This window comes from Weissella cibaria KACC 11862 (assembly GCF_000193635.1).
GTDB classification, from domain to species: Bacteria; Bacillota; Bacilli; order Lactobacillales; family Lactobacillaceae; genus Weissella; species Weissella cibaria.
Genome location: NZ_AEKT01000033.1, coordinates 36,842 through 62,963 on the forward strand (window position 1 = coordinate 36,842; position 26,122 = coordinate 62,963).

20 protein-coding genes are annotated in these 26,122 nt (G+C 46.3%); all 20 read left to right on the forward strand.

Translation table 11 applies throughout. The features are described from left to right. The first annotated feature begins 79 nt into the window (after positions 1-79). Positions 80-1,120 carry a WxL protein peptidoglycan domain-containing protein gene (locus ESE_RS0107350; RefSeq protein ID WP_010373434.1) on the forward strand — a complete coding sequence of 347 codons (1,041 nt, stop codon included), beginning with the start codon at positions 80-82 and terminating at the stop codon, positions 1,118-1,120. 93 nt (positions 1,121-1,213) lie between these two features. Beyond that, positions 1,214-1,765 carry a nucleoside tri-diphosphate phosphatase gene (gene ntdP / locus ESE_RS0107355; RefSeq protein ID WP_010373437.1) on the forward strand — a complete coding sequence of 184 codons (552 nt, stop codon included), beginning with the start codon at positions 1,214-1,216 and terminating at the stop codon, positions 1,763-1,765. Positions 1,766-1,863: 98 nt separating this feature from the next. Continuing rightward, entirely contained in the window at positions 1,864-2,706 is an 843-nt protein-coding gene (locus ESE_RS0107360; protein ID WP_010373439.1) for a hypothetical protein, read from the forward strand. A 130-nt stretch (positions 2,707-2,836) separates the two neighbouring features. Then, the gene (locus tag ESE_RS0107365) at positions 2,837-4,414 is read left to right on the forward strand and encodes a peptide chain release factor 3 (protein ID WP_371319397.1); all 1,578 of its coding nucleotides are present in this window, start codon (positions 2,837-2,839) and stop codon (positions 4,412-4,414) included. Next, positions 4,411-4,620 (forward strand): hypothetical protein, encoded by a 210-nt coding sequence (locus tag ESE_RS0107370; protein ID WP_010373442.1) that lies wholly within the window; start codon positions 4,411-4,413, stop codon positions 4,618-4,620. The genes ESE_RS0107365 and ESE_RS0107370 overlap by 4 nt, the downstream gene beginning before the upstream one ends. Positions 4,621-4,960: 340 nt before the next feature. After that, a complete protein-coding gene (locus tag ESE_RS0107375) occupies positions 4,961-5,428 on the forward strand; it encodes a YueI family protein (RefSeq protein ID WP_223823006.1) in 468 nt (155 codons plus the stop codon). Between the two features lie 25 nt (positions 5,429-5,453). Next, complete coding sequence (locus ESE_RS0107380) at positions 5,454-7,280, forward strand: helix-turn-helix transcriptional regulator (protein WP_010373447.1); 1,827 nt, start codon at positions 5,454-5,456, stop codon at positions 7,278-7,280. Between the two features lie 17 nt (positions 7,281-7,297). Beyond that, entirely contained in the window at positions 7,298-8,584 is a 1,287-nt protein-coding gene (locus ESE_RS0107385; RefSeq protein WP_010373449.1) for a replication-associated recombination protein A, read from the forward strand. Positions 8,585-8,888: 304 nt separating this feature from the next. Continuing rightward, positions 8,889-9,167: a hypothetical protein gene (locus ESE_RS0107390; RefSeq protein ID WP_010373451.1), complete on the forward strand. Its 279-nt coding sequence runs from the start codon at positions 8,889-8,891 to the stop codon at positions 9,165-9,167. Between the two features lie 122 nt (positions 9,168-9,289). After that, on the forward strand, positions 9,290-9,745 hold the full coding sequence (locus ESE_RS0107395; RefSeq protein WP_010373452.1) for a universal stress protein: 456 nt from the start codon (positions 9,290-9,292) through the stop codon (positions 9,743-9,745). Positions 9,746-9,910: 165 nt separating this feature from the next. Beyond that, complete coding sequence (locus ESE_RS0107400) at positions 9,911-10,192, forward strand: hypothetical protein (RefSeq protein ID WP_010373454.1); 282 nt, start codon at positions 9,911-9,913, stop codon at positions 10,190-10,192. 175 nt (positions 10,193-10,367) lie between these two features. After that, positions 10,368-10,988 (forward strand): hypothetical protein, encoded by a 621-nt coding sequence (locus ESE_RS0107405; RefSeq protein WP_137636362.1) that lies wholly within the window; start codon positions 10,368-10,370, stop codon positions 10,986-10,988. A 90-nt stretch (positions 10,989-11,078) separates the two neighbouring features. Further along, on the forward strand, positions 11,079-12,347 hold the full coding sequence (locus ESE_RS0107410; RefSeq protein WP_010373458.1) for a DUF3324 domain-containing protein: 1,269 nt from the start codon (positions 11,079-11,081) through the stop codon (positions 12,345-12,347). Positions 12,348-12,351: 4 nt separating this feature from the next. Beyond that, positions 12,352-12,846, forward strand: a complete 495-nt coding sequence (locus tag ESE_RS0107415) for a hypothetical protein (RefSeq protein WP_010373459.1) — start codon at positions 12,352-12,354, stop codon at positions 12,844-12,846. Between the two features lie 60 nt (positions 12,847-12,906). Next, on the forward strand, positions 12,907-14,394 hold the full coding sequence (locus tag ESE_RS0107420; protein ID WP_010373462.1) for a DUF916 domain-containing protein: 1,488 nt from the start codon (positions 12,907-12,909) through the stop codon (positions 14,392-14,394). 22 nt (positions 14,395-14,416) lie between these two features. Further along, positions 14,417-14,956: a hypothetical protein gene (locus ESE_RS0107425; RefSeq protein WP_038229274.1), complete on the forward strand. Its 540-nt coding sequence runs from the start codon at positions 14,417-14,419 to the stop codon at positions 14,954-14,956. Next, positions 14,956-16,215: a DUF916 domain-containing protein gene (locus tag ESE_RS0107430; protein WP_010373465.1), complete on the forward strand. Its 1,260-nt coding sequence runs from the start codon at positions 14,956-14,958 to the stop codon at positions 16,213-16,215. Before ESE_RS0107425 ends, ESE_RS0107430 begins: the two co-directional genes overlap by 1 nt. Before the next feature lie 124 nt (positions 16,216-16,339). Beyond that, positions 16,340-16,927, forward strand: coding sequence for a hypothetical protein (locus tag ESE_RS0107435; RefSeq protein ID WP_010373468.1), 588 nt, complete (start codon positions 16,340-16,342; stop codon positions 16,925-16,927). A 110-nt stretch (positions 16,928-17,037) separates the two neighbouring features. After that, positions 17,038-18,135 (forward strand): DUF916 domain-containing protein, encoded by a 1,098-nt coding sequence (locus ESE_RS0107440; protein WP_010373471.1) that lies wholly within the window; start codon positions 17,038-17,040, stop codon positions 18,133-18,135. Positions 18,136-18,238: 103 nt separating this feature from the next. After that, a complete protein-coding gene (locus tag ESE_RS0107445; RefSeq protein WP_137636361.1) occupies positions 18,239-26,122 on the forward strand; it encodes a hypothetical protein in 7,884 nt (2,627 codons plus the stop codon).

The window sequence follows — 26,122 nt, forward strand, 5'->3', positions numbered from 1 at the left end:
GCTCCCAAGAGCCACTGACGCATTGCGTTAGTGGCTTAAGGGGGTGAAGGGGTTTTTCGTTTTAAGAAGAGGAATGGTTATGAAAAAAATTGGGTTAGCATTAGCATTCGTTGTGGCGCTGCTTGGCGTACAAAGTCAGGTGCACGCGGATGTCGCGGACTATGAAGTCCATGCATTAATTCCGGCAACGCAGATTAAAGGAAATCATACGGAAGCGTTTGATATGGTGCTGGCGCCAAATCAAACCCAGAACATGTCATTTGTGATTACAAATCACACGGACAAAGATATCGTGTTTGATATTGCCAAAGGAACAGCTAAAACAACCGTTAATGGAAACGTCAACTATACAGCCGACGACACGACGTTTGATACGTCGATGCCCGAACCAATCGGGGAAGATATGCAGATTCCGGCAACTGTGACTGCTAAGGCAGCTACGAATACAGGGTTTAATGTCACACTCAAAACACCTAAAACCGCTTGGCGAGGGTTGCTAGCTGGCGGTATTAAAATTACCCCGCGCGGTGAGGTGGCCAATAAAAAAACGGAGAGTAGTGACGATCAAGGCATCACGACGATTCCAAAAACGATTGGCGTCTTTGTCCGTAACAAAGACGGCCTGCCCGTGGCGAAACCGGCATTTGATTCGGCAGCGATTAAGCGCATTAAAGGGAAACCAGCACTGGGCATTTTAGTCCGCAACCCGCACGGTAATTTCGTAAATAAATTCCGGGTTACCGCGCAGGTGGTGGATAAGCATGGCAAGATTGTCTTGCAACGAGAACAGGCAGGCATGACAATGGCGCCCTATTCAAAAATGACCTGGCCGATTAATTTAAAAAAGACAGGCTTATCATCGGGTGACTATACCGTTCGTTTAGCGGCTCGTTGGGTGCGCGATAGTGTGACCGGCGATTACGTGGACAATATTAGTGATAAAAAAGAATTCGTGAAGCATTGGGAAACCACGGTCAACGTCACGGCTGATGAATTCACAACGCGCCACGTTAATACTTGGTCGTGGTTAGATACTGTGATGGTGCTGATATTGTTCGTGTTGGTTGTGGCCATCGTCACTGTGATTATTAAAATTCGGGGACTCCACAAGCGTTATTAAGAGATGAATCCCAAGACAACAGTGCGTCGGGGCGTGTCACGTGATACAATAAAAAAGAATAAATTTGGTGAAAGGCCGTAAAAGGGCTCAGAGATGAAAGATAGTCGACTACCTCGGGAAGGCGACTTTATTACGATTAAGAGCTACAAGCACGACGGCAGTTTACACCGAACTTGGCGTGATACGATGGTCCTTAAAACCAGTGAAAATGCAATTATTGGGTTGAATGATCACACATTGGTGACCGAAGATGACGGTCGTCGATGGGTGACACGTGAGCCTGCTATTGTGTATTTTCACCGTAAGTATTGGTTTAACATCGTCGCGATGATACGAGATAATGGGGTGTCATATTACTGCAACCTCGCTTCACCATTTGTTTTGGATAAAGAAGCCCTAAAATACGTAGACTACGACTTAGACGTAAAGGTTTTCCCAGACGGCGAGAAGCGTTTGTTGGATACGGATGAGTACGAGCTACACAAAGCGCAGTGGCAATACCCGGCGGATATTGATTTTATCGTAAAGGAGCACGTGAAAATTCTCGTGGATTGGATCAATAAGCACCAGGGCCCATTCTCTGATGAGTACATCGACTTGTGGTACCGACGCTACTTGGAAATCAAGCGTCGTAATAATCGTTAGTCGCAATATGATTTTGTAAAGGCAACCAGAATGTTAGCGCATTTTGGCTGCTTTTACTTTATAATCAAAAACGGAAATGTTTTAAGGGGATAAACAATATGAAAAAGTTTGGGTTAGTCTTATTGCTGATTATCGCGTTTGTTGGTGGGATTATCGGTTACCGTCATGTCACCAGCAATCAAGGGTATGAGGCGACGATGACAAATGCGCACAATGCATTAAACAAGCAGAATTGGTCAGATGCCAAGTTCTACTACCAAGAAGCACAAAAGGAAAAGAAGTCAGTTGAAGCGCGAACGGCGTTGGATCAGCTGGTGTATGCCATTCGAGCTGATAAAAGTGCCAATAAGGGCGATTGGCAAGACGCTTTGGATTGGTACCACACAGCGAAAGTCGTTGACGGTGCGGTGGACCTAGTGAACGAGAACATTGATGTGGCCGTTCGCAAGGTCAAGACGAGCCGGGCGTCTTCTGAAGCCAAGGTGTCATCAAGCAAGGCGGCATCAGTTGCGTCTTCTAAGGCGGCTTCTGCAAGTATTGCTGCCTCACAGAGCAAGGCAGCGAGTGAAGCAGCAGCCTCATCACGAAAGGCAGCGGAATTATCATCATCCGTTGCAGCATCTGTTAGTCGTTCATCGGCTGCACAATCAATTAGTGAGGCATTCAAGTCAAGTAAGTCTGCTAGCGATAGTACAACTGACAGCTCCGTTAGTGATTCGTCAGACACGTCGTCTTCAGATGCTAGTTCAATTCCGACCAGCTCATCATCAGAACGTCAAATGGATTCAGCTGATGTTGCAGCGGCGCGGGCAGAGTTAATTGCTAAGGGATACAATGTGCAGGACTTGCCAGCCTCAGAATTGCAAGCGGCGATGAACCAAGTGATTGATTCGCATGGTGGTATGACGCTTGAAGATATTGCCAAGCAACACAAGTGGTAAGCGCTTTTCGGACAACTAAATACGTCAAAAACGAAACGGTCGTGGTGTTGAATCACGGCCGTTTTTTCGGTATACTGAATTGTTAAGATTTTTCAAAAAATCGGTAAATAAAGTAAAGAAATTAAGGGCGATAAAAATGGCATCATTACAAGAGGAATTGCAAACGCGCCGCACGTTTGCCATCATTTCCCACCCTGACGCCGGTAAAACGACCATCACGGAGCAATTGTTGAAGCTCGGTGGTGTTGTGCGTGAAGCTGGAACTGTTAAGGGCCGTAAGGGAAATTTCGCAAAATCTGACTGGATGGAAATTGAGCAAAAGCGTGGTATCTCAGTTACCTCATCAGTTTTGCAGTTTGATTTTGACGGTAAGCGTATCAACATTTTGGATACGCCAGGACACGAAGACTTTTCTGAAGACACGTACCGCACGTTGATGGCGGTTGACTCAGTTATCATGGTGGTTGACTCAGCCAAGGGTATCGAGCCACAAACGAAGAAGTTGTTCGAAATCGTTAGTGAACGACACATCCCAATTTTCACATTCTTCAACAAGTTAGACCGTGATGGTCGTGATGCGTTGGACCTGGTGGATGAATTGGAATCAACGTTGGGAATCAACGCTTACCCAATGAACTGGCCAATTGGATCAGGTCAAATTTTGGCGGGCTTGTTTGACTTGTACCACAACAATGTCGAGGTCTTCCGTCCAGAGTCTGAAGCAGAGCGTTTCTTGCCCTTGAACGCTGCAGGCACGGACTTAGCTGAACCAAACAAGTTGCAAGAGAATTCATTGTGGGCGGAAACACGCGATGAAATCGAAATGTTGAAGGATGCCGGTAACCAGTTCGATGAGCAAGCCGTCATGAACGGAGAATTGACACCAGTCTTCTTCGGTTCAGCCTTGCAAGGCTTTGGTATTGAGACATTCTTGCAAACGTACATGCAATTTGCGCCAGCGCCTTCTGCTAAGAAGACGGTGAGTGGGGATGAAGTTGAACCAGCGACAGCCCAATTCTCTGGCTTTGTCTTTAAGATTCAAGCCAACATGAACCCAAATCACCGTGACCGTATCGCCTTTGTGCGTATCGTATCCGGTGAATTTGAACGTGGTATGGATGTCACTTTGGCCCGGACCAACAAGAAGTTGCGATTGTCAAACGTGACCCAATTCATGGCAGACACGCGTGAAAATGTTGAGAACGCCTATCCAGGTGATATTATCGGTGTTTATGATACGGGTAATTTCCAAATTGGTGACACGATTTACGCCGGTAAGAAGGCAGTTGAATTTGAAGAGTTACCAACATTTACACCAGAATTGTTCATGCGGGTACATGCGAAGAATGTCTTGAAGCAAAAGTCATTCCACAAGGGTGTGACCCAATTGGTGCAAGAAGGAACGATTCAAATGTACACGGCCTGGGACTCAGGCGATTACATTTTGGGTGCCGTGGGTGCGTTGCAGTTTGAAGTATTCCAATTCCGTATGGAAAATGAATACAACACGGAAGTCTCTTTGGAGCCAATGGGTTCAAAGATTGCCCGTTGGATTCACCCAGAACAATTGGATCCACGCATGGCCTCATCACGTAACTTGTTGGTACGTGATCGGGCTGAGCAACCAGTCTTCTTGTTTGAAAACCAATTCGCAGAACGCTGGTTTAAAGATAAGTATCCAGATGTTGATTTGGAGGAAAAGCTATGATTCTTTTGATGCCAATGGCACCAAATACATGGCTGATGGGGTTGGAAATTTTTGCCTTGATTATGGTGGCGCCAACAGTTTTGTACTTCGTTGGGCACCGCATCTTGCGGGCATTTCCAGTACTGTTTAATGCGCTTCACTGGGTATTCGGTGCATATATGACATACGTCTTCGTTGCGGGGATTTCAACGTTGATGTTCAGTTAAAGAAAAAACGGTCAGTGATGACCGTTTTTTTGCGTTTTAGTGTACCGAAAACGGGATATAGAACATGTGTAAAATGCATGTGTTTTGTAAGGTTCGGGGGTATAATAATTTTTGTTCTTAAAGCCCGTGGCTTTTACCCAATTTCCCACGGCTACTAGTGTCAAAACTAGTTGAACCCCTATATGAAGTCGTTTGGTGTTTTTCCCAAATTTCACACCAAGCCTGAGTCGTATCAGGTAGGCTTCAAAATGATTCTTCTTTAGATAGAAGATTGAGTGAGACGGAATTTCCGTCTCTTTTTTTGTGCCGTCATTATGGTAAACTTAGGGGTGAAACTACTATGAAAATGAAAGTTGAGGACCCGCCTATGTCAGATATGGATCCACATATGCAAGCAGCCGTTTACGGCACACCACAAATTAACCCGGATGAGCGTAACCACTATTTGGGCACGTTCAGAGAACGAGTTTATGCGGCGCAAACACGTGACACATTTGGTCAGGCGGCCTACATGCCAACTTGGGAGGCCCAATTTAAGGCGCATCCCGATGGCACGTTGTTCTTAAATGGCCATTTAGAATTAGATGATTTGTCCCCATACATGCAGTTAGCCTCGAAGTATAGTATTGGGTTTACGCTGAAGTCAGACGACGTGTTTGATCGTTCAGATATCGTTGCAGTCTTCGCAGCAAAAGAGGCTGTCAATATCGATCAAATTGATATTGTTAAATTAACCAAGGCGCCAACGGTGGAAGGAGAGAGCCAACCGGCGGCAAAAAAGCCTTGGTATAAGCGATTATTTGGTTAAGTAGTCGCTTAAAGGGAGAGAGAAAATGAGACCATATGGTGAAGTGCTGAATGATATTCGAGCTGATAAAAACGTGAGTATCAGTGCGATTGAACAGTTTGGCATTAGTAAGTCGCGCTGGTATCGCTTTGTTGCCGGTGAGGCAGAGTTATCGTTAAAAGAATTAATTGATGTGTTGACCTTGTTAACCATGACCTTTTCAGAATTGGCAATGGCAGTTAAAGTGCCGTTATTTCGGCCGTTTAGTACGGTCTCGATGTTTGCGATGTCGCTGGACCAGTTGAAGACCGATGTGATTGAGACGGAAAAGACTGTGGCAGAGGCAGGACCTGACGATTATGGCTCTCAGGTCGCCCAAATGGTTTTGTACATTCGTGAAAACGGTGAGTATAATGCAACGTTATTTGAGTCGTTAAAAGAGTTATTGATGGTTACTGATAGTTACACCATCTTCGAGCTGAACGTCGCCGGTTTATTGGCGTATGGCTTGACGCCCGAAGAGTTTATGATTGTGTACCAACGCTTTGCCCGTTCCATCACGATGTTTAATACGTTCTTGCCAATTGACGTCTGGGGAATTGCCATGCAGATGCACGTGCAAGCCATTAAGAAGTTTTTGATTGATCCAAAGAATCGTAATCGTGAAAATACACGGTTTATTTTAGAAGCGATTATTAATCAACCAGCCACGGATGATACGGTTGAATTGAAAATTTTACGTCGGTTAGCAATGTTTGTACGCGATGATGAGATGTTGGAAAATCCAGCGTTGGACGACTTGGTTAAAGCGTTTTTAGACGCAGCTGAACGCGAACAGACCAGTGTAATTGGTATTGCACCAAGTGATTTAAACTTGCCATTAATCTGGCAAACCTATCGCGCTGAACGTGAGAGTTTCTGGCAACCGGCTGAAACGACAAATCATTTTCCGATTTATGCAGCCGGAACCGAAGTGCCATACTTTGAACACTTTGGAAAGCTGTTTCAATGGGTAGTGCAAGGCAAACATATTACGACGGCCACGATTGATCGCGCTGGCGTGTCGACGTATAAGTTGTACCGTGCCTACAAGGATCCGGACTTATTGCGGTCTGATGATATGACGGTTTTGATGCGGGTCTTGCGCTTATTGCCGGCTGATTTAGATGCAGTGGTTTACAGTCAATACATTGATACCACGCATACAACTTGGGTGCAGTATGTGCCAGAATTGACCGATCCCGCCATGTACCATGTGATGGCCGAGGTTGCCTTGAAGAATTATGAACGACTAGGTAGTCGGCGTGATTTAGAAGTTTCCTTTGAATATCGCGCGCTAGACGGTATGGCCCGTTATCCTGGCTGGTTATCAAGTCCGGTGGCCAATCAGCTAGGTCGCGAGATTATGGATGAGTTGATGAGCATTGATGTGTGGCATGATCATGAGGTGCGTTTGGTGAAGTTTGGTTTGTTGGCCATCGATTCACTGGATATGATTGATGTTTGGACCAAACAGATGCGACGGGTCTATGCAAAATCCTATGAACCTTATCGTTTGATTGAAAACATTTTAGAGGCGCTTGACTTGGCAACATTTAGAGCAGCCTTGCTAGGCAATCGTGAGTTGGTTGCTTATTACACACTTCTGGCACGTGACTTAGGCCGGGAGCAAGTTCGTGATGGCAGTTTGTGGTTGCAGTGGCGCTGGGCAATGTTAGATTACTATGAATGGTTCTTTGATGATCCGACAGCATTGGTCTCAATGTTGAGTAATTTTGTCGTCGACTATCAAACGCTAACAGGCAATTTTGCGATGATGATGCGTTATCGCTCAATTTTACAAGCACTTGGTAAGCAGCCAAAAATAAAGTAAGAAAGAAGGCGGTTGACATGCAACAACCCTTAGCATTTAGAATGCGCCCTCGGACGATTGAGGAAGTTGTTGGTCAGCAGCACTTAGTCGGTGAAGGAAAAATTATTCATCGCATGGTCACGGCAAAAATGTTGTCGTCGATGATTTTGTATGGACCGCCGGGTACCGGTAAGACAAGTATTGCGAGTGCCATTGCCGGTTCTACGAAATATGCGTTCCGTATTTTAAACGCCGCGACAGATAGTAAAAAAGATTTACAAATTGTGGCCGAAGAAGCCAAAATGTCAGGTACGGTTGTTTTGTTGCTTGATGAGATTCATCGGTTAGACAAAACCAAACAAGATTTTTTGTTGCCTCATTTGGAGAGTGGTCGTATCGTTTTGATTGGGGCCACGACGGAAAATCCGTACCTTTCAATTTTGCCAGCCATTCGATCACGGTCACAAATTTTTGAAGTGCAACCTCTGTCAGAGGATGACATGAAGATTGCCATTCAACGTGCGTTAACCGATAAGGACCGCGGGCTGGGTAATTTCGATGCGGTACTTGAAGAAGATGCGGAACGACAATTGGTTTATGCGACGAATGGTGATTTACGGTCGGCATTGAATGGGCTCGAACTAGCGGTGAAGTCAACCTTGCCAAGTGAAGATGGTCAGATTCATATTACTTTGCCTATTATTGAGGAAACCGTGCAACGCAAGGCGTTAACGGCGGACAAGGATGGGGATGGCCACTATGATGTCATCTCGGCGCTCCAAAAGTCGATTCGTGGTAGCGATACCGATGCAGCGTTGCATTATTTGGCACGTTTAATTGAAGCAGGTGATTTGCCAATTATTTCACGGCGCCTGCGGGTAATCGCGTATGAAGATATTGGCTTGGCAAATCCAGCAGTAGCAGCGCGGGCGATTACGGCAATTGATACCGCTGAGAAGTTGGGCTTTCCGGAAGCACGAATACCGCTCGCGAATGCAGTGATTGAATTGGCCTTATCGCCAAAGTCGAATTCGGCGTATACAGCAGTTGATGCAGCATTGGCGGATGTGCGCAAGGGTGGTACGGGCGATGTGCCAGATCACTTAAAAGATGCACATTATAAAGGCGCTGAAAAGTTGGGTCACGGGGTGGATTACGTTTATCCACACGGGTATCCTGGCGATTGGGTACCGCAACAATACTTACCTGATAAATTAGTTGGCAAACACTACTTTGATCCAGCGGGCAACTCAAAGGTCGAAGTGGCGTATAAAGATCAATATCAAAAATTGTCTGACGCCCAACGTAAGGGATTAAAAAAGTAGCCTGTCAAGACTGTTTATTTTATGTGGCAGGCGTATAATATGGTTATGCGAATTCCTTGGACGTACGCGTGATTCCTACTATATGTAGTTGCTTTACAACCATATTGCTCGGGGATGTCGGGAAGCCGGCGAGGCAAGCTGTTTCACTCAGTAGCCGCGAACGCTGACTTATTCACCCACTTACCTATAATCTGGAGCCAACTCATTGTGAATCATTAACGGCGCCAATCAAGTGTTCGTGCACTACTACGGTTTGCCCTGGTAGTGCTTTTTATTTGAAACGAAAAAGAGAGAAATTTTTACCATGATGATTATGATCACCTTTGTTGTCTTTGCCTTGCTAGTTGGGGCGATGGGGATTTACTTATTGCGACACAGAACTGGCTTCATGGGCATCGCTGCCGCCCAAGCCAAAATGCCAGCGACGATTTTCGGCTGGTTTTTCACGGTTGATGCGGCTTTGCTACTCATTAGTGTGGTTATTTATCGGGACGCACCACTACCAGCCGGCATTTTTGTTATACTCGCGACAATTATGACAACGGCGTTAGCGCTAACTGTCGTGCGCCGTTTGTTTAAGTAATTTACCCAATAATGAAATCTTCATACCTCTCGCATGGTTTGTTTGACGTTTATTAATGAAATCGTTTTCAAATAGCGTATAATAAACATATAGGGAAAGAGCCTATTAGAGGAGGACTTATCATGGCAGATGTAAACGTAAACTACAAGAACATTTTGGTACCAGTCGATGGCTCAAAGGAAGCGGAAGCCGCTTTGGGCAAGGCAATTCAAGTGGCAATCCGTAATGGGGAGGATGCCAACTTGCACATTTTGCACGTTATCGATACACGTGCTTTCCAAAATGTGACTGACTTTAAGACGACAATGGTTGAGCAAGTTGCTGAAACGGCAAAGAAGACGTTGGATGCATACTTGCAACAAGCTAAGGATGCCGGTGTTCAAAACGTGGACTACACAATTGAGTACGGCTCACCTAAGGACATCATTGCTCATCAAGCACCTGAAAAGTTGAACGCTGATTTGATTATGATCGGGGCAACTGGTTTGAACGCAATTGAGCGTTTGTTGATTGGGTCAGTAACTGAGTATGTGACGCGTACGGCAAATGTCGACACATTGATTGTTCGCGCAAAGTAATCACAAGTTAGTTAAGGCTGTCGAGGAATCGATGGCCTTTTTTGATGCGTTTTTCTGATAAATTTGGCACGTGGCACGACAAAAAGTCACTATCTGGGAATTACCGTTGTAATGGTGATTTTTTTAGTATGATAGGATGATGGTATTTGAGAAAGGAGCGACGGGATGCGACGGATTGATATTGTTAATTCATTGTTATTAATGAGTTTACTGGCCATTGCAATTTTGAGCCTTTTGCAGAGTGTTTCATTGCAACACAGTATTGTAGTGGATGGCTTATTAGTCGCACTGATTTCCGTTGCGGTCGCCCTTGATGCCGTTGATTGGATGGCTGAGTATGTACACTGCCGGTCGATTCGTTTGGCCACACGACGCCATTATCTGATTGTGGTGCTTATCGTGCTTTGGCTGTTTGAAGCGATTTCATTTAGCTATCATTGTCTTTAAAATTTATGCCCTGACATGCCATTATGGTGTGCCAGGGCTTTTTTTCGGACGTGTTCACAATTTCTTCACAATTTGCGCGAAAATAATTACTTACTTTAACTTATTATTTTTAACAAGGGTCAAACCTAAGAAGAAAGAGTGAAGTGGATTTGAGAGGTCCACGAAGAGGGACGGAATGATGAAAGTAATGACATTGACGGCAGCCCTATTGGTAGCAGGGTCTGTATTGGCAACGGCTGGTGTTGCATCAGCGGATACATCAACTGGTAAGGCCAGTGTTGAAGTGTCTGGACAAGGCGGTGTTTTGCAAATCGATAAGGCACCTGGTGCGGATGAAAAGGATGCAGCTGGTAACACGAAAGCTAACGGTACTTCAATTAACTTTGGAACGGTAACGTTGACGCAATTGGCAGAAAAGGCACAACCAATGCCAGCAACGCTTGCGGCTAAGACGTTCCAAGTGACGGACACGCAAGATTCTGCTAAGTGGCAATTGACAGGTGCGGTGACTGATTTTACGGTAGCAGGAACGAACAAGAAGTTTGACGGTACGTTAACAATCAACAGCGTGCCATTGTCAACGGATACTTCAGCAACACAAGGAGCCAAGTTGTTTGACGCAGAGTCTGATGGTACGTGGGATCCTTCACACACAACTTGGAACAACAAGGATACGGGTGCATCAATCCTTGTGCCACAAAACGCCAAGGTCGGTCAATATGAAGCAACGATTACGTACAACTTGACGTCAGGTGTACCAGCGGACGCAGCTTCAGCGACGCCAGCGGGCAAGTAATCTATCACACGCAACATACTCGCAAACGGTCTGGTTTTCGCCAGACTTTTTGTGTTTAAAAAAGTAGTAAATAAGAGAAGAGATTGAGTAATGACGAAGTGGGCAAAATGGGCTTTCGCAGCGGCGGTCGCGGCACCGTTGTTCGTAACAACGTCAGCGTTTGCGGCTGATGACTATTCGGTACAACCAGTGCAACCAGATAATCAGCGCACTGAATCAGTGGACGCTGGTTATATTGATGTAAAGGCGACACCGGGTAGCCACCAAACCTTGCAATTTAAGTTGTGGAATACATCACAAAAGAATATTACGGTTCGCATGGTTGCTGGAACCGCTGGTACAACTGACAATGGTGCGGTTGATTACACCACAACGGATTGGTCAGCCCAACGCTTTGTGGGCATGACGAATCAAATGCAACGCTATTTAAAGCCAGATCAGACAGAATGGCAACTCAAAGCTGGTCAAACAGTGGTGGCTACGGCGACATTGCAAGTACCAGCGCAAGCATTTACTGGCCGCATGGCGGGTGGTGTTAGTTTCATTGAAGACAACCAGAACCGATCAAAACAAACTGGCGATGGCTTGAAAGTTAACGCCACTTTCAAATACTCAGTCGCGGTGTTGTTGTCTAATAACCAGGAAATTCCGGAGGGGATGCTGACGCTGGGTGGTGTGAAGGCAACCCAAGTTAATAAGCACACGGTGTTTGCGGTTAATGTTAAAAATCAAACCCCTAGCTTTATTAATGCGTTGGGGATGAAGACAACAGTGACAGGCCCTGATGGGTTGAAGTTTACCCGTACGCAGGCCAACATGCAGATGGCGCCAAATACCCAGTTTAATTGGGGAATTTACACGAATGGTGCTCGGTTACGTACCGGTGATTATCGCGTTGAAACCGATACGTATTGGTCAAAGGATGGCAAACGTCAATATAGTTTTAGTGGCGACAAGTATACTTACCACAACCACAGTGTGAAGACCGTCCATGTCACGGCAGATCAGGCAGATAAGCTAAACAAGTCTGACTATGACCTGCAAATGAAGTCGAAAATGCCGGTGGCCTACAAGGTCTTTATTGGGATTTTGATTGTGATTGCCGCGGCAATTCTTTGGTTCGTATTGTTGAAGAAGCGCCAAGTCACAATTCAAGTAATCGATATGACGACGAACACGGTCATGTTCAAAGAACGGGCTCGTGCCGGACGTATGAGTAAGATTGCGGTGACACTGCCACAGGCTGTACGGGTAATTCCGAATACGGCCGTGACGGTTATCGATGAGACACATCTCCAAGTTGCAGCTAAGCAAACGTACATTGAAATCGAAGTGACCACACTAACGCAAGAAGGTTAGGCAAATGAAAAGAATTGGCGTAACAATTTTAATAGGCTTGCTAGCATTGGCAGTGCCCGTGACGGCATCAGCAACGACTGGTAAAGCAGGTGTGACGGTTGAACCAGGGACACGGACGCTGGATCGGGGTGTCACGTCAATTAATTTTGGCAAGGTACCTTGGCACCAAGTCACCCTACCAGTCACTTTGTCAGCCACTTTGCCTGCTGGGGCTTTTGTGATTAACGACTATTCTGGTGCAACTGCGGGTTGGACATTGTCGATGGCGGTGGAACCATTTACGAATGGTAGCCAGTCGTTCGACGGTTCGTTAACGATTAATGATGTGACAATGCGCGCTGATCCAACACAACACGGCTCAGCCACATTGTTTCGCAGTAAGACCAGTGGGTACTGGCGGTCACCAGCAGTGACGGCGATGATTACGGTGCCAGTTAACTCAAATGATGACTATGCGGCAAATGTCTTATATACCCTTAATAACGGGGTTGCCCAATAGTTATTCCCCCGCCAAGGTGCGGGGATACATATATCAAGAAAGTGGAAAGGGAGTGTTGTTATGAAACAACGAATGACCTTGTTTATAGCAACGGTAGCAAGTATCACCTTATTACAAGTGGACGGTCAGGCGGCGACGGTTGAGCATGATGATTACAGTGTGACCTACCAAGAGTCAGGCACGCAACGACCAGCAGCGCGCGATACGGGTTATGCTGATGTCATCGCAGCGCCTGGGTCAACACAAACGTTGACGTTTAAAATTGCTAACTTAAGTGATAAGACAATTAAGGTTGATGTGACGAAGGGGACGGCCGGTACGAGTGAGAACGGAAATGTTGTTTACACGAGTGAAAATTGGCCCAATACGGACTTCATTAATTTGCCAACTCGCATGGAGAACCATTTAACGGTTTCTGACCCGGTTGTTACGTTGGCGCCTAAGGAGTCCAAGCAAGTTACCGCAACCTTAACAATGCCGGCGTCGCCAATTGATGGCACAATTGCTGGTGGGGTTGGGTTTAAAGAAGAGAATCAGCAGCGCACTTCTGGTGCAGGGTTCCGATTGAACGCAACTGTTAAGTACGATATTGCAGTTTTGGCCCAGAATGCTGAACCGAAGCAATACGCCAAGCAACCGACTGTGACGTCTGAAGGTGCCAAAACAGTGGCTGGTAAAAGCGCGTTTGTCTTCCATTTTCAAAATCCGTACCCAGCCTTTATTAACCGGGTCAAGATGGACGTGAAAGTGACTGCGCCTAGCGGAAAAACGTACCGTCGTGCCCAAAATATGATGCAGTTTGCGCCGAATTCGCAATTGAATTGGATGGTTTGGTTGAATGGTGACAAGGTTGAAGCGGGTGCTTACAAGGTTGAAATGACCGGTTCAGCGGCTGGTTCGACCACGTTGACACCGGGGGCTGTGACAAATTCATCTAGTACTGATGCTAGTGATTCGGCGTCGCATGAGCAGCGACTGGTTACCAGTGGTGATCACGAGGCCGCCAGTCTTAGCCAACAACAAGATAGTAGTTCAGTTGCACCGGATAATGAGTTAACGGTGCCGGCTGACACAGCGCAATCGGCAACCAGTCAGTCAACGGCGACCAAAGCCAAGCCTGCAAATAATGCCGCAACGAAGCGTTTATCCGTTGATATGACGGTGCCAATTTCTACGGCTGAAGCGCGCAAGTTAAATGCGGCTGATCGCAATGTCGCGGGTGCTGCGATTAATCCAACCTTTGCTAAGCTCGCCTTGTTGGCTGGAACAGCATTGGGTGGCTTTGGGGTCTGGTTTGTGATGTTTAAGCGTCAGAAGCGAACGGTTGCTTTTTATACAGCCGACTATACGTTGGTGGCCCAACACGATGTGTACCTCAGTCGTTTATTGGCTCGTCAAGGTGTTGTGGTTCCCGAGGGGTATTTGGCAATTGATCAAAATAGTAACGGTGAAGATTTGCACGATGCACAGGGGCAACCTGTGCTAGTCAGCGAAGTTGAGGTTTACCTCCGCCGTGATCAGAACGCGTACACAGTGGTGTCTGTTTAGAAGGGAGTTAACGGGGATGTTTATGAACAAGAAAAAAACGTTGCTTGTGGCATCAATTGCGCTAATGAGTAGCGTCGGTACGGTAGCTAGCGCTGAAACCGTTGGCGAAACGACTTCAAGCGTCAATATTCAAGGTGGCGATTTAACCCTTGAAAAATGGGCTCAGACGTTAGCATTTAAGACAGTGACATTGAATGACTTATCACAGGGACCAGTGACACGAACTGTGACGTTGCCAGCTGGCAGTTTTGTGGTGAATAATTTAACGGGAGCGGATCAAACCTGGTCATTGGCGGCTGGGGTGACAACGTTCTCAGATGGCACAAATCAGTTCGATGGTAGTTTAGCGTTGGGCGATGCGCAAAATAAATTAGTGGCGACGCCGGACTTATCAGGGATGAAGGCGATTACGACACAAACGACGCCGACGACACCAACTGGCCATGTGTGGCAATCTAAGGCGATGGATGCGTACTTAACGGTACCCGCAACGGCTGGATTAGGCCATTATCAAGCGACAATCCGTTACCAATTACAGCAAGGCGTTGGACAGGGTGAATAATGATGCGACGTCTGTTAGGAATTGTCGTTGGTTTACTGATGTTGGGCACGGTCACAGCTACGGCTCATGCTGATAACGCGCTGACAGTCAAGCTGACAACACCGACTGCGCAAAGACAAGAATCGGCCAACAAAGGATACGCAGATTTGCTGACGGAAAAAGGCGCTACCAACAAGCTGACCTTTACCTTGCAAAATTCGTCTGACGCACCGATTAATGTTGATGTCACGCCAGGTACAGCAGGTACGTCTGATAATGGTGCCGTGGTCTACGGCACACAAAATTGGGGTGAGAATCATTTTGTGAATTTGCCAGCGCGGATGGAACAACTGATTACACCGGAAGCCAAAACGGTAACCGTACCGGCCATGGGATCAGCAACGACCTCGGTATCAGTTAAAACGCCGGATAGTGGTATCTCGGGTGTGCTTGCCGGTGGGGTTTCTTTCGTGCAGCAACAACAAACAAATGCAACTGATTCAAAAACCATGTTTCAATCGGAAGTTGGTTATACCGTGGCGGTTTTGAACCGGACCACGAATGCGATTCTGGTGCCGAATCTCAGTATTGGGGATGTCAACGCCACACTAGTTAATAATCAGGCCACAGTTGGCATCCAGATGCTAAATAACACGCAAACATTCTTGAATGGCCTTTATGTGATGGCGACAGTCACGGGCCCACAGGGTGTCTACATACAGCGCAATGCCAGTAATATGCAAATGGCCCCAAATTCACAAATGCAATTCAATGTCTGGACGAATGGCCAACAGTTAGTTGCTGGTGATTATGATGTGCAGATTGATGCGTATTACGGGTTAAAGGATAATTTGCGGTTTGATGCACCAAATGGCAAGCGTTACACGTATCACACGCGCGGGCAAACAAAGCTCCATGTTTCCGCTAAGCATGCCAAGACACTGACGGCGGATGATGCGTTGTTACAACACCGTTTTGTAATGCCGTGGTGGGGTTGGTTGCTACTGGCAGTTATACTCGGTGGCCTGACTGGTGGAATTCTGTATGCCGTATTACGTCGCCGAACGGTCAACTACCTATTTGTATTAACTGACGGTCAAATTATTGATCGTGGTAGTGTACGGATGCGACGCTTTGAAAAACGTAATGTTGTGGTGCCGAGCGGGTTTGTGACCCAAACCACTGCGAAAACAGTGGTTGCATTAGCTGCAAATCGAGTCGAAAACACGTTTGTTTTAACGGAAAATTCAAATTTGTCGGCAAATGTGAACAAATTGTGAACAGTTTGAACACAAGTGGTGAATTTCGTATACACGGAAAGTAAGTAGTCCTATAATAAGTTTTGTTCTTGAGGAGAGACTTGAACAAATAGAGAACTTATAGAGAAGAAAAGAGAAAAGAGTTATGAAGAAGATTATTTTGGCTTCATTGTTGTCAGTTTCATTGTTGGGAGCTTCAACGGCTGCATTTGCTGATGACAAAGCAACGACTACGGGTGACGTTGAAGTTACTGGTGGTGCATTGAAGTTGACAAAGAACACAGCTAGTTTGTCATTTGGCGACGTTACGGTGCAACAATTGCTTGGAGCTGACTCAAGTGTGCCAACGACTGCTACAGGTACTGGTTTGAGTGAAGAAGTTCAAGACTTGACTGGTTCAGATAAGGGTTGGGTACTTGGTGCTAACTTTGCTGGTTTGTACGCACGCGGTGATGCAGACAAGAAGATCGTCAGCCAAGCAACGTTGTCAATCGATGGTACGCCTTTGGCAGCTACTGGTGCTACGCAAGTTTACGCAGCTACTGGTGCTGATGTTAAGAAGACGACTGACGGTAAGTTGACGGGTAAGACTGACGCTTCAAAGATCGTTATGAACGTACCAAAGACAACTCAAGTTGGTAAGTACTCTGGTGATATCAACTGGACGTTGACGGCCGGACCTGACAACGGTGTTGCAGCTACTACAACTAACGTTGCACCTGCAGCAGAATAGTCAACAACATACTAATAGAGCTTGAAAAAGGTGACGGTGCCAGTTCGGTAGTGTCACTTTTTTCAGATACATATGCGTTGCATTCAAAAAATATATAGGGATATTGGATTATGAAGATTAAAACGATTGCTTTAGTGGGTTCTGCAATAGTAGCGACTTTGTTTGGTGGTGTTTCAGCTCATGCTGCTGGAAATGATTATTCGGTACAAGCCGTTGTGCCGGCATCACAAATTGATAAGTCAAATGCAAGTTATTTTGATTTGAAATTGAATGGTGGTCAATCGGAAACGTTGACGTTTAACTTGCAAAATACATCTGACAAGACGATTACGGTTGACGTCTCTAAGGGAACTGCAAAAACAGCTGATAGTGGGTCAATTGACTACGCATCAGATGGACCGTTTGATGGTTCGATGCCAGATCAATTGGGGAAATACTTGGAAACGCCCAATAAGGTGACACTTGCACCAAAACAAACACAAGCGGTTGTGGTTAAGTTTACGATGCCAACCATTCCAGTTTCGGGTGTTTTAGCAGGTGGGGTTCGTTTCACTGAAGAAGGACAAGATGATCAACAAAGTTCTGGTTCTGGTATGAAGTTGAACTCAATTGTCTCATACACGATTGCAGTTTTGGCACGTAACAAGACGGAAAACAATGATATTGCTGACACGTTGAATACAGGTAAGGTTGAGCCAAAAACGGTTAATGCAGCAACGAATATTTTGGCTGAAGTTGCAAACCCTAAGCAAGCTCTCTTGAACCGATTGGAAATTACGGGTAAGGTAACAGATCCGGACGGACGCATTGCCTTTAAGGGTACGCAAAAGATGATGCAAATGGCTCCAAACTCAAAGTTTAACTTCTCATTGCCAACTAAGGGCGGTGAGTTGCAAGCTGGTAAGTATACAGCTAAGTACACCGCCTTTTGGAGTGAAGACGTTAATGGAAAGTTTGCAGACGCAGCAGGGACGCGTTTTGACTATCGTAAGGATTGGACAGAAACATTTACTTTGAGCGATTCACAGGCAAAGAAGTTTAATGCTGATGATACTTTGGTAAAGGCTAAGCACTCAATGCCTGTCATCATGTGGGTAATTATTGGCGTTGTTGTCTTACTTGTCTTGGTTATCGTAGGTTTGATTTGGTTCATCTTGGCTAAGCGCCGTAAGGAAGAACGCGAAGAAAACATGGATAAGTTGAAGTAAGCAACACACATATATAAAACAGCGGTCGCAATGGCCGCATACATATTTATTTTTAAATATTAAATACTTAACTAGAGGGATCATTTTTGTGAGGTAGCACGAAATGAAAAGAGAGAGTAAAACAACGATGAACCGGGTTGTCACTCGGTTTGCATCAATTACGTTGCTAAGTACGTTGACGATGTCGACGGCGATGCAGACGTTTCCAGTTATTCAACAATGGAATTTAACCCGTCAAGCCACAGCATTTGCGGCCGGTACCACCTTGCAATCAGATGGTGTGCCACAAGCAATTATTGAGGCGGTTTTGAAGAGTCCGGCTGGTGGTGGAAAGTCATTGGCTGTTAAAGATGGTGTTAACGTCAACACGGTCACATACGATAACTTAGCTGATTTGACGGCGCTGGATTTGTCAGCCGCCGCAAACCCTGGTTTGGCTGCGATTACAAGTCAAACAAACTTCTGGAAAAATGGCTGGAGCCTTGGATCTGGTGCGGCTAAATTGCAAAAAGTTATGGTTGCAGCGACAAGCATTAAGTCGCTGAATATCGCGGGCATGTTTTCAACCTTTGATACAAAGGGAAATAATGGACCAAGCTCATTGGGACAATATTTGGGAACCTACTTTTTTGCTGCTAGCGGGGCTAATGGAGATGTCACGGCAATTTGGAAGTCACTGACCAGTTTGGATATTTCGTTCAATCCGTTTACGTCGAATGGTGACTTTAACATGTGGGGCCAGAATATGTCTTTCGCCTCAAAGTTGTCAGCCGTTTATGTTGGTGGTATTGAAGCAGACTGGTTGCCCAGTTATGTGACGGGGCTAATGGCAAAGGCGGAAACTGAGAACGATACGTCTGTGCCACCATCAATTGCCTATAACGATAATGACGATACGTTGCTATCAGTTAAGAAGGATATCTTGGGAGTCGACACGTCGGTTAAAACAGATACACCGGTCGTGACCGTCGTGACGGATGAAAAGACCGGTGATGCGGTCGTTAACATCACAGCCGATGAAAAGACACTGGCAACGTCTAAAAATGAAGCAATTACGAACGCGGCAACTGATGATTCAAGTGCTGGAACCACGACGGGATCAAAGACGATTACGATTCCATCAAACAATATCAAGTTTGATTCAGATAGTGGTAAGCTTCAAGTTTCAACTGGACCAACTGTTGATATGACAGCGGTGAATGAAGCGTTGAAGAATGCACAAGATACAGCAGCCGCAGCGCAAGCGAAGGTCGATGCTGCGTCTAAAAATTTGACAACAGCTGGTTCAGCGACCAATTACGCTGACGCCAATGCAGCTGTTCAGTCAGCCAAGTCAGCCTTGGATGATGCGAATGACACCTTAAAAGCAATTGATGCCTATATTGATGCAACAAAGGCTGATGCAACATCGAATACAGCGGCTAGTGCTGCGAAGGCCCAAGTTGTAGCGGCAATCAATGCCGCTAATGAAAGCTTAACGGCAGCGAATGCGGCTATTACGACGAAGACAAAAGATGCGCAAACGGCCATTGATGCTGCAGTTGCGAACGCCACGGTTGCCTTGAACCAATTAACAGCGGCGAAGAATTCATTTACGAGTTTATATGCTAGCAAGTCAGATATGCTGACCGCGTCTGATACGGAATTGGGCGCCGCGGCAACCGTTGTTAAGAACTTGTCCGATGCCTATGAAACGATTCAAAAGAATTATCAAGATGCGATTACTGCACAGAAGACAATTTCAGCCAATGCAAACTGGGCTGATGCGACGGCTAGTTTAACGACTATCAATACGCAAATTGATACGATTCAAAAAGAATTGGATAGTTTGACGACACAATTGAATGACGCTAAGCAAGCTGTTTCACAGAAGGCAAAGGATAATATCACCATTGGGGCTGAAAATAGTTCAACTGATTCTGGTGCACCATCTAATGGGTCATCAAGTAGTAGCACACCATCAAATGGCAGTGCTTCGAGTTCGTCTAACGCAACAGCGCCTAGCACGAATCCGTCTTCTAATTCTGATTCAGCCAAGACGGGTATTATCAAGACAACTTATTCTGACGCCGTAGCGACGGCTTATAAGTCGGCTGCTGATGCAGAATCGAATGCGGTTAAGGCCTTTGGATCAAACCAAACAGACCTGACCTCATATGATGCAATTGCACAAGCTGCCTTGTCAGCTGCAAAGTCAGCGAGTCAGGGTGCTGATTCGGTTGCATCGCTAATTGAAGGTGATAAGGGAGCGGCTGTGGAAACGGCTTTGAAGAACATTGCTTCACAGACCACACAAACGACCTCGTTGGCAGCAGCAACAAGTAACGCCTTGGTCATTGTGAACAGCTATATGGCGGTATCGAGTGCACTAAGTGTGGCGTCAGATATGAACGCCAAGGCATCAGCTGAGCCAGTGACGCACGTGGATAGTATCGCTAGCTATGCCAAGGCAGCTGGATCAGCATATAACGTAGCATCGTCAGCATTGGCAGCTACATCGAGTCGTATTGATAAGATGGGTGATACGCAAGGTGACATTGTTAAGCAGAATTTCTCAGCAATGAATTCAATGGCGACACAAGCAAGTAACTTTGCCAGTGCTGCCAGTGGCAACATCGACAGCCAAGCGATGTATCAAGATGACATTGTGAATGGTTTTAATTCATCCGTTGCAGCGGCTTTGTCAGCGGCGACAGATGCAGCCAGTGCTGCAGCGATTACAAATGATAGTACGAACATGAAGTCATATGTTGCCAAGACATCATCAGCGGCAGCTTTGACATCGTCACTATATGATTTGGCCCAATCTGAAGCCAGTCAATTAGACGAGAAACACGATACCAGTGCGGTTAAGAGTGCGTTGACGGCAATGAAGCAAGCTGCTACCTCAGTGGCTTCATTTGCGACGGTCACGAGCAATGCAGCAGTGGTGGCGCCATACTCTTTGAGTGCCTTGGCGGCTTATCGTGAGGCTTCAGGGTTGGTCTCAGACTATGCAACAGCTTCAACTGCCGGTAAGATTTTGCAAATGGCAAGTATTGCCTCATTGTTGGCGCAAGATGCGTCAATTATCGCAAGCAATAATGAGGCTGCTCAGTCAGCTGTTACTGGCATTGACGGTGATATGGGGATGATTGCCTCGAACGCCTTAGCTAACTTGAAGAGTCAATTAGCTTATACGAGTTCCGTTGCAACGTCGGCTGGTGATGATCCAGCTTTGGATCCCAATACAGTCTATACGACGCAAATCAAGTCGCAACTAGCAGTGACGGCTTCTAATACGTTGAAGTCACTGGCTGCGGCTGACAGTCGGATGTCACTTGCTTTGGGTGGATCGTCAGCCATCGTATTGGATAACATTCAATCGTACGCCGATGCTGCTTCAAGCATGATGGCAGTGTTGACGTCTACGAATAGTGCAGCTGCCTCACTATCAGCGCTGATTTCAGGTTCTATTAACAAGGCAACAGCCGAAGCATTGTCGACGATTGCTAGTGCCTCAATGGCTGGTAGCAGCATGTTCCAGGCGATGAGCCAAGGTAACGTGTTGGCATCCAACTTATTTACGGCGTCAGTCGCTTACAAGCAAGTGTCAAACGTGGCATCTGCTTTGTCAGCGATGGGCACAAGTGCGAATGCAATTTCAATTGCATCAAGTGCAAGTATTGCTTCATCTGCAGCCAAGAAGTTGTCAAACGCGAATGCAGCAATGAAGTCAGCCGCTGCTAGCTTTGATCCACTTGGTGATATTGCGCAAGCTGAATTGTCAATCATCGCCGACCAAACGGTCAAGGCAAGCAGTATTGCCACGAGCACGGCTTCATTAATTGATAATCAAGCCTTGTACAAGGCGCAAGTTGTTGGTACGTATTCAAACGTGGCATCATCAGCTTTGAGTGTGGCCAAGTCGTTGACGACGAAAGCAACGGCATCTGGCTTGTCAAATGTTGATACCGCATCATCATTGGCTAGCCAAATCGCAAGTGCAGCAATGAAGGCATCATCAGCGTACAGTACGGCTAGTTCGATTGCGGCGTTGATCACGGATTCGAATGCCTCAGTGAGTGCCGCTTTGAGTTACGAAGCAAGTGCTGCCAATCAAGCTGGCGTCTTTACTTCACAAGCCCAATCAGTGATGAATTCATTGTATGCGGCGACGGCGGGTGAAGAAGCTGGTAATGATTCAGCATTGGCTCTGAATTTGGGTATCATGAATACCTATTCAGCATCAGCCAGTGCTTACTATGCCGCATTGTCAAACGCGAATGTGTTGACGAAAAATACGAAGTCGCTTACAGCTACTAGTGCGTCGTACTATGCAAGTAGTGCAAGCACGGCTTATTCATATTTGACAAAACTTGCCTCACAAGCGTCATCAATGTATGCCACGTTGGGGAACAATCCAACGTCAACGGCGACCCGCATTAGTTCGGCGATTGCCAGCGAATTTGCAAATGGGCAAACGTTGTTGAGCGCAACGCAATCGATGGCATCATCTATTATGAATAGCAGTTCAGTGGTTTCGTGGTCATCTGGTGGATTGACTGGTAGTGCGGCAACTTCTTCAGCGGCCGATTTGGCTTCTTCATTGGCTGAATCGATGAAGGCCAATGGGCAAGCTGGAACCGGGGATGTTGATACGCGTTTGTCGACGCCTTTGAAGGTGGCCGCGGGTGATAACAAGCAATTGTTGCCAAACGGTGTCTCACCAAAGATGACGTTGAAGGAATGGGGCCTGCCCGAACAATTCATTCACGCCATTGTTTACTACTCAATGACCTTCGATGGAAATTCACTAGCTGCGCACGGTATTACAGATGATAACGTGACGTGGGGTGATTTGATGAACATCTCAAAGTTGGACCTATCAGACCAAATCGTTAAGGCAACGACTTACGATGGTACGCCAGATCCACTGTATGATGCGAAGAAGAATCCATACGATGCTAATACTAATCCGGAAGGTTCAAAGACTATTAAGCAAGCCCAACGTAACGGCATTGGTGATTATTTTGCGAGTGTGCCTTCATGGCAATTGTCAATTTATGATGCCGAAACGTGGAAGAGTGCGAATAAGTTTAACTGGAACAACGGACAACAATTGTTTGCCAGTTTTGATGCCATTATCATGGGTGCCACGACGATGACGTCGCTGGATATGTCAAACTGGAAAGCTAGTGCTGAAAATCCAGCCAACGCTTCAACGCAAGAAGATCCATCATGGTCGTACTCATTTGGTTTCTTGAACTTGGAGAGCTTGTCTAATTTGAAGCAGTTGTCATTGGCCTACGATAACTTGGGTAACCAGTTGTTCAGTGGTCAGGACTTCCGTATTTTCAACAACAAGACATTGACGACATTGGATATTTCTGGAAACATCATGACCAATTTGGGTGGTTCTTCAGGAAGTTCACGTGTCGTAACAGGTTATCCCAAGTTGGTTAACTTGAATATGTCAAACATGGCGGCGATGACTACGTTCCCGCCTGAATTGAATAACGCTAATAACGATTTTGCTAAGCGTATTCAGTCTTTGCAAATCGACAATGACAACTTCACGTCATTGCCAGCTTGGATTACGGTTGCTGCCCAAAACGGTTTGATTATTTTGACGGCCACTGGAAACAAGTTGACGTCTGCCGACCAATCACTTTTGCAGAAGCCATCATCTCTGGAATTCTTGGACTTGACGGAACAAGCAGGTGACACAACCGGTAACGGTTTGTTGGATTCTTTCTTCCTGGACAACTCAGGTACGCAAGCTATTCAGCAATACAACAAGATTATGAACGACCCCGATATGCAAATTTGGTTGGCCAACGATCCGAATGGTGAATTGGCCCAGCAAGTGGCGGCACTGCGTCAGCAAATTGCGGATCGTGCTGAATACCAAGCTACGTTGAACGACTATACTGATTTGCTATCACGTGCCGAATTGAATCCGGGCGAGCAATCAGTTTCGGTTACGATTACAGTTACGACCTCAGTGGTTGTTAACGGACAATCATATACGGTTAAGTTGCCGTATGATCCGGAAAATCCGGTTGACATGAACGACCCAGCACAAATGGCTAAGCTACAAGCATTGGCCTTGTCTAAGTTGCAAGCTAGCCACCCTGAATTGGCTGACTTGTCAACGGATGACTTGGATATCGCATCAGTTAAGACGCCTTTGACGCAATCTGACTTGCTTGATTATGTTGAAAAGCACGCGGATGAAAAGTCAGTCATGGCGAAGTACTACGAAGTCGATGCCAATGGTAATGCGGTTCGTGATGCGGACGGTAATCCAGTGCCAACGGATGCGTTGAAGGATTTGCAGACGAAGGTCGAAACGGACCCGAAGGCGGTTGCCAGTTATGGTGATTTGCCGGTTGCCCCAAAGCCTAACGATTACACGAAGGCTGATGGAACACCGGTACCGTCATACTACGACACGCAAGGTGCGTTGTTGAGTACGGTTAAGCAAGCTGCGATTACCGATGCCAACATTACAATCGCGAAGATTCAGCAAGTTCAGGACACCTTGTTGGCCGCCGGTGATACGGCTGGTGCGGCCGCTTTGCAAGATCAGATTGATAAAGTGCAAAACGTGTTGAACCAAGTACCCGTTGTGGCACCGGCCGATACGGACTCTGATTTCTTCTATATTCGTTCTTTGACGAAGCAGATTGAAACGACGACGACGGAAACAACGACGACTGCCACTGAAAAGACAGTTACGCAGTTGGCTAATGAAGATACGAAGGCGGCTTTGTCAAATGCCGTGACGACTGGTAAGGTTGCGTCTGATGCAGCCCAACAGTTGATTACAGCTGGATCAAACACGCCATACGAGTTGGCGAAGGACGTTATTAAGACCGCGGTTGATGGCGGAACGATTTCGTCATCAATGGGTGATACGTTGTTGAAAGACACGTCAACGGTTGCTGATATTCGTAACAATGTGAATGAGCAAATGAACACCAAGGACAGTTCAGGTCGTGGTAATTTGGATACGACGACAGGAAATAACTTGTTGAACGCGATTGATTCGGCCGTTGGTAAGGCTGCCGATGACTTTACGTTGAACAAGTCAGCCGCCGTTGGTGCAGCCGTTGCAAGTTCGGTTGCAAGTTCGGTTGCCAGTGAAATCGCGAGTTCGGTTGCGTCAGCCGTTGGTGGACTAGATAGTGCCGCAATGTCATCATTGGCATCTAGTGTGGCCAAGAGTATGGCGTCAAGCATGGCGTCACACGTCGTGACGGACGCAAGCCAGGTCGCTTCCGCATTGGCAAGTAATTCGGCCGCTGTGTTGAATTCCGATGGAACGGTTAACTCATCCGTTGCAATTACGGATACCGTTTCGAAGGCGCAAAGTGCCATCGCGGATAGTACGGCATCAGTTGCGCCAAGTGCATCTGATGATGCCGATAGTGAAGCAACGGATGATCATGATGATGAAACCGGAACGGTTGCCATTGCAGCGGTGACGCCACCATCAAATCCATTCGACATTTACACGTCACCAAACATGTTTAATAGTTTGGTTCACACCAGTTCAAGTGATTTGGTGCAAAATGACAACCAGAATATGCAAGTCATTTTGTCTGATACACGTAAGTACAAGACAAACATTAATATCACAGCTCAATTGGCACCTAATTTCCGTTCAAATACAGGTGAATTAGAAAATGCGCAACTCTTTATGAGTAAGACGACTTTGCCAACGGCAAGCGATGATGCGTTAACGCAAGTTGCAAGCTCGGGCTCAACGGTGTTGGGTTCAGGATTGTATATGCGAAATGCGATTGCGATTGGGGCTGATCCAGTTACAATTGCATCGGGTATGATGACAAAGACGACGACGCTGACGTACAATAACGTTTACCTCAATATTCCACAGCCAACTTCAGGTAATAAGCCGATTGGCACTGGTGATTACAAGGGAACGATTGTTTGGACGGTTAATGCTGTGCAGGGTAACACACTCGGCGATACAAAGTAG

Excerpts from the sequence above, each read along its gene's own strand:
- ESE_RS0107435 (WP_010373468.1), top strand. The coding sequence starts at position 16,340 with ATGAAGAAGATTATTTTGGCTTCATTGTTGTCAGTTTCATTGTTGGGA.
- ESE_RS0107420 (WP_010373462.1), top strand. The coding sequence starts at position 12,907 with ATGAAACAACGAATGACCTTGTTTATAGCAACGGTAGCAAGTATCACC.
- ESE_RS0107415 (WP_010373459.1), top strand. The coding sequence starts at position 12,352 with ATGAAAAGAATTGGCGTAACAATTTTAATAGGCTTGCTAGCATTGGCA.
- ESE_RS0107370 (WP_010373442.1), top strand. The coding sequence starts at position 4,411 with ATGATTCTTTTGATGCCAATGGCACCAAATACATGGCTGATGGGGTTG.
- ESE_RS0107430 (WP_010373465.1), top strand. The coding sequence starts at position 14,956 with ATGATGCGACGTCTGTTAGGAATTGTCGTTGGTTTACTGATGTTGGGC.
- ESE_RS0107440 (WP_010373471.1), top strand. The coding sequence starts at position 17,038 with ATGAAGATTAAAACGATTGCTTTAGTGGGTTCTGCAATAGTAGCGACT.
- ntdP (WP_010373437.1), top strand. The coding sequence starts at position 1,214 with ATGAAAGATAGTCGACTACCTCGGGAAGGCGACTTTATTACGATTAAG.
- ESE_RS0107390 (WP_010373451.1), top strand. The coding sequence starts at position 8,889 with ATGATGATTATGATCACCTTTGTTGTCTTTGCCTTGCTAGTTGGGGCG.
- ESE_RS0107375 (WP_223823006.1), top strand. The coding sequence starts at position 4,961 with ATGAAAATGAAAGTTGAGGACCCGCCTATGTCAGATATGGATCCACAT.
- ESE_RS0107385 (WP_010373449.1), top strand. The coding sequence starts at position 7,298 with ATGCAACAACCCTTAGCATTTAGAATGCGCCCTCGGACGATTGAGGAA.
- ESE_RS0107350 (WP_010373434.1), top strand. The coding sequence starts at position 80 with ATGAAAAAAATTGGGTTAGCATTAGCATTCGTTGTGGCGCTGCTTGGC.
- ESE_RS0107380 (WP_010373447.1), top strand. The coding sequence starts at position 5,454 with ATGAGACCATATGGTGAAGTGCTGAATGATATTCGAGCTGATAAAAAC.
- ESE_RS0107395 (WP_010373452.1), top strand. The coding sequence starts at position 9,290 with ATGGCAGATGTAAACGTAAACTACAAGAACATTTTGGTACCAGTCGAT.
- ESE_RS0107360 (WP_010373439.1), top strand. The coding sequence starts at position 1,864 with ATGAAAAAGTTTGGGTTAGTCTTATTGCTGATTATCGCGTTTGTTGGT.
- ESE_RS0107405 (WP_137636362.1), top strand. The coding sequence starts at position 10,368 with ATGATGAAAGTAATGACATTGACGGCAGCCCTATTGGTAGCAGGGTCT.
- ESE_RS0107400 (WP_010373454.1), top strand. The coding sequence starts at position 9,911 with ATGCGACGGATTGATATTGTTAATTCATTGTTATTAATGAGTTTACTG.
- ESE_RS0107445 (WP_137636361.1), top strand. The coding sequence starts at position 18,239 with ATGAAAAGAGAGAGTAAAACAACGATGAACCGGGTTGTCACTCGGTTT.
- ESE_RS0107425 (WP_038229274.1), top strand. The coding sequence starts at position 14,417 with ATGAACAAGAAAAAAACGTTGCTTGTGGCATCAATTGCGCTAATGAGT.
- ESE_RS0107410 (WP_010373458.1), top strand. The coding sequence starts at position 11,079 with ATGACGAAGTGGGCAAAATGGGCTTTCGCAGCGGCGGTCGCGGCACCG.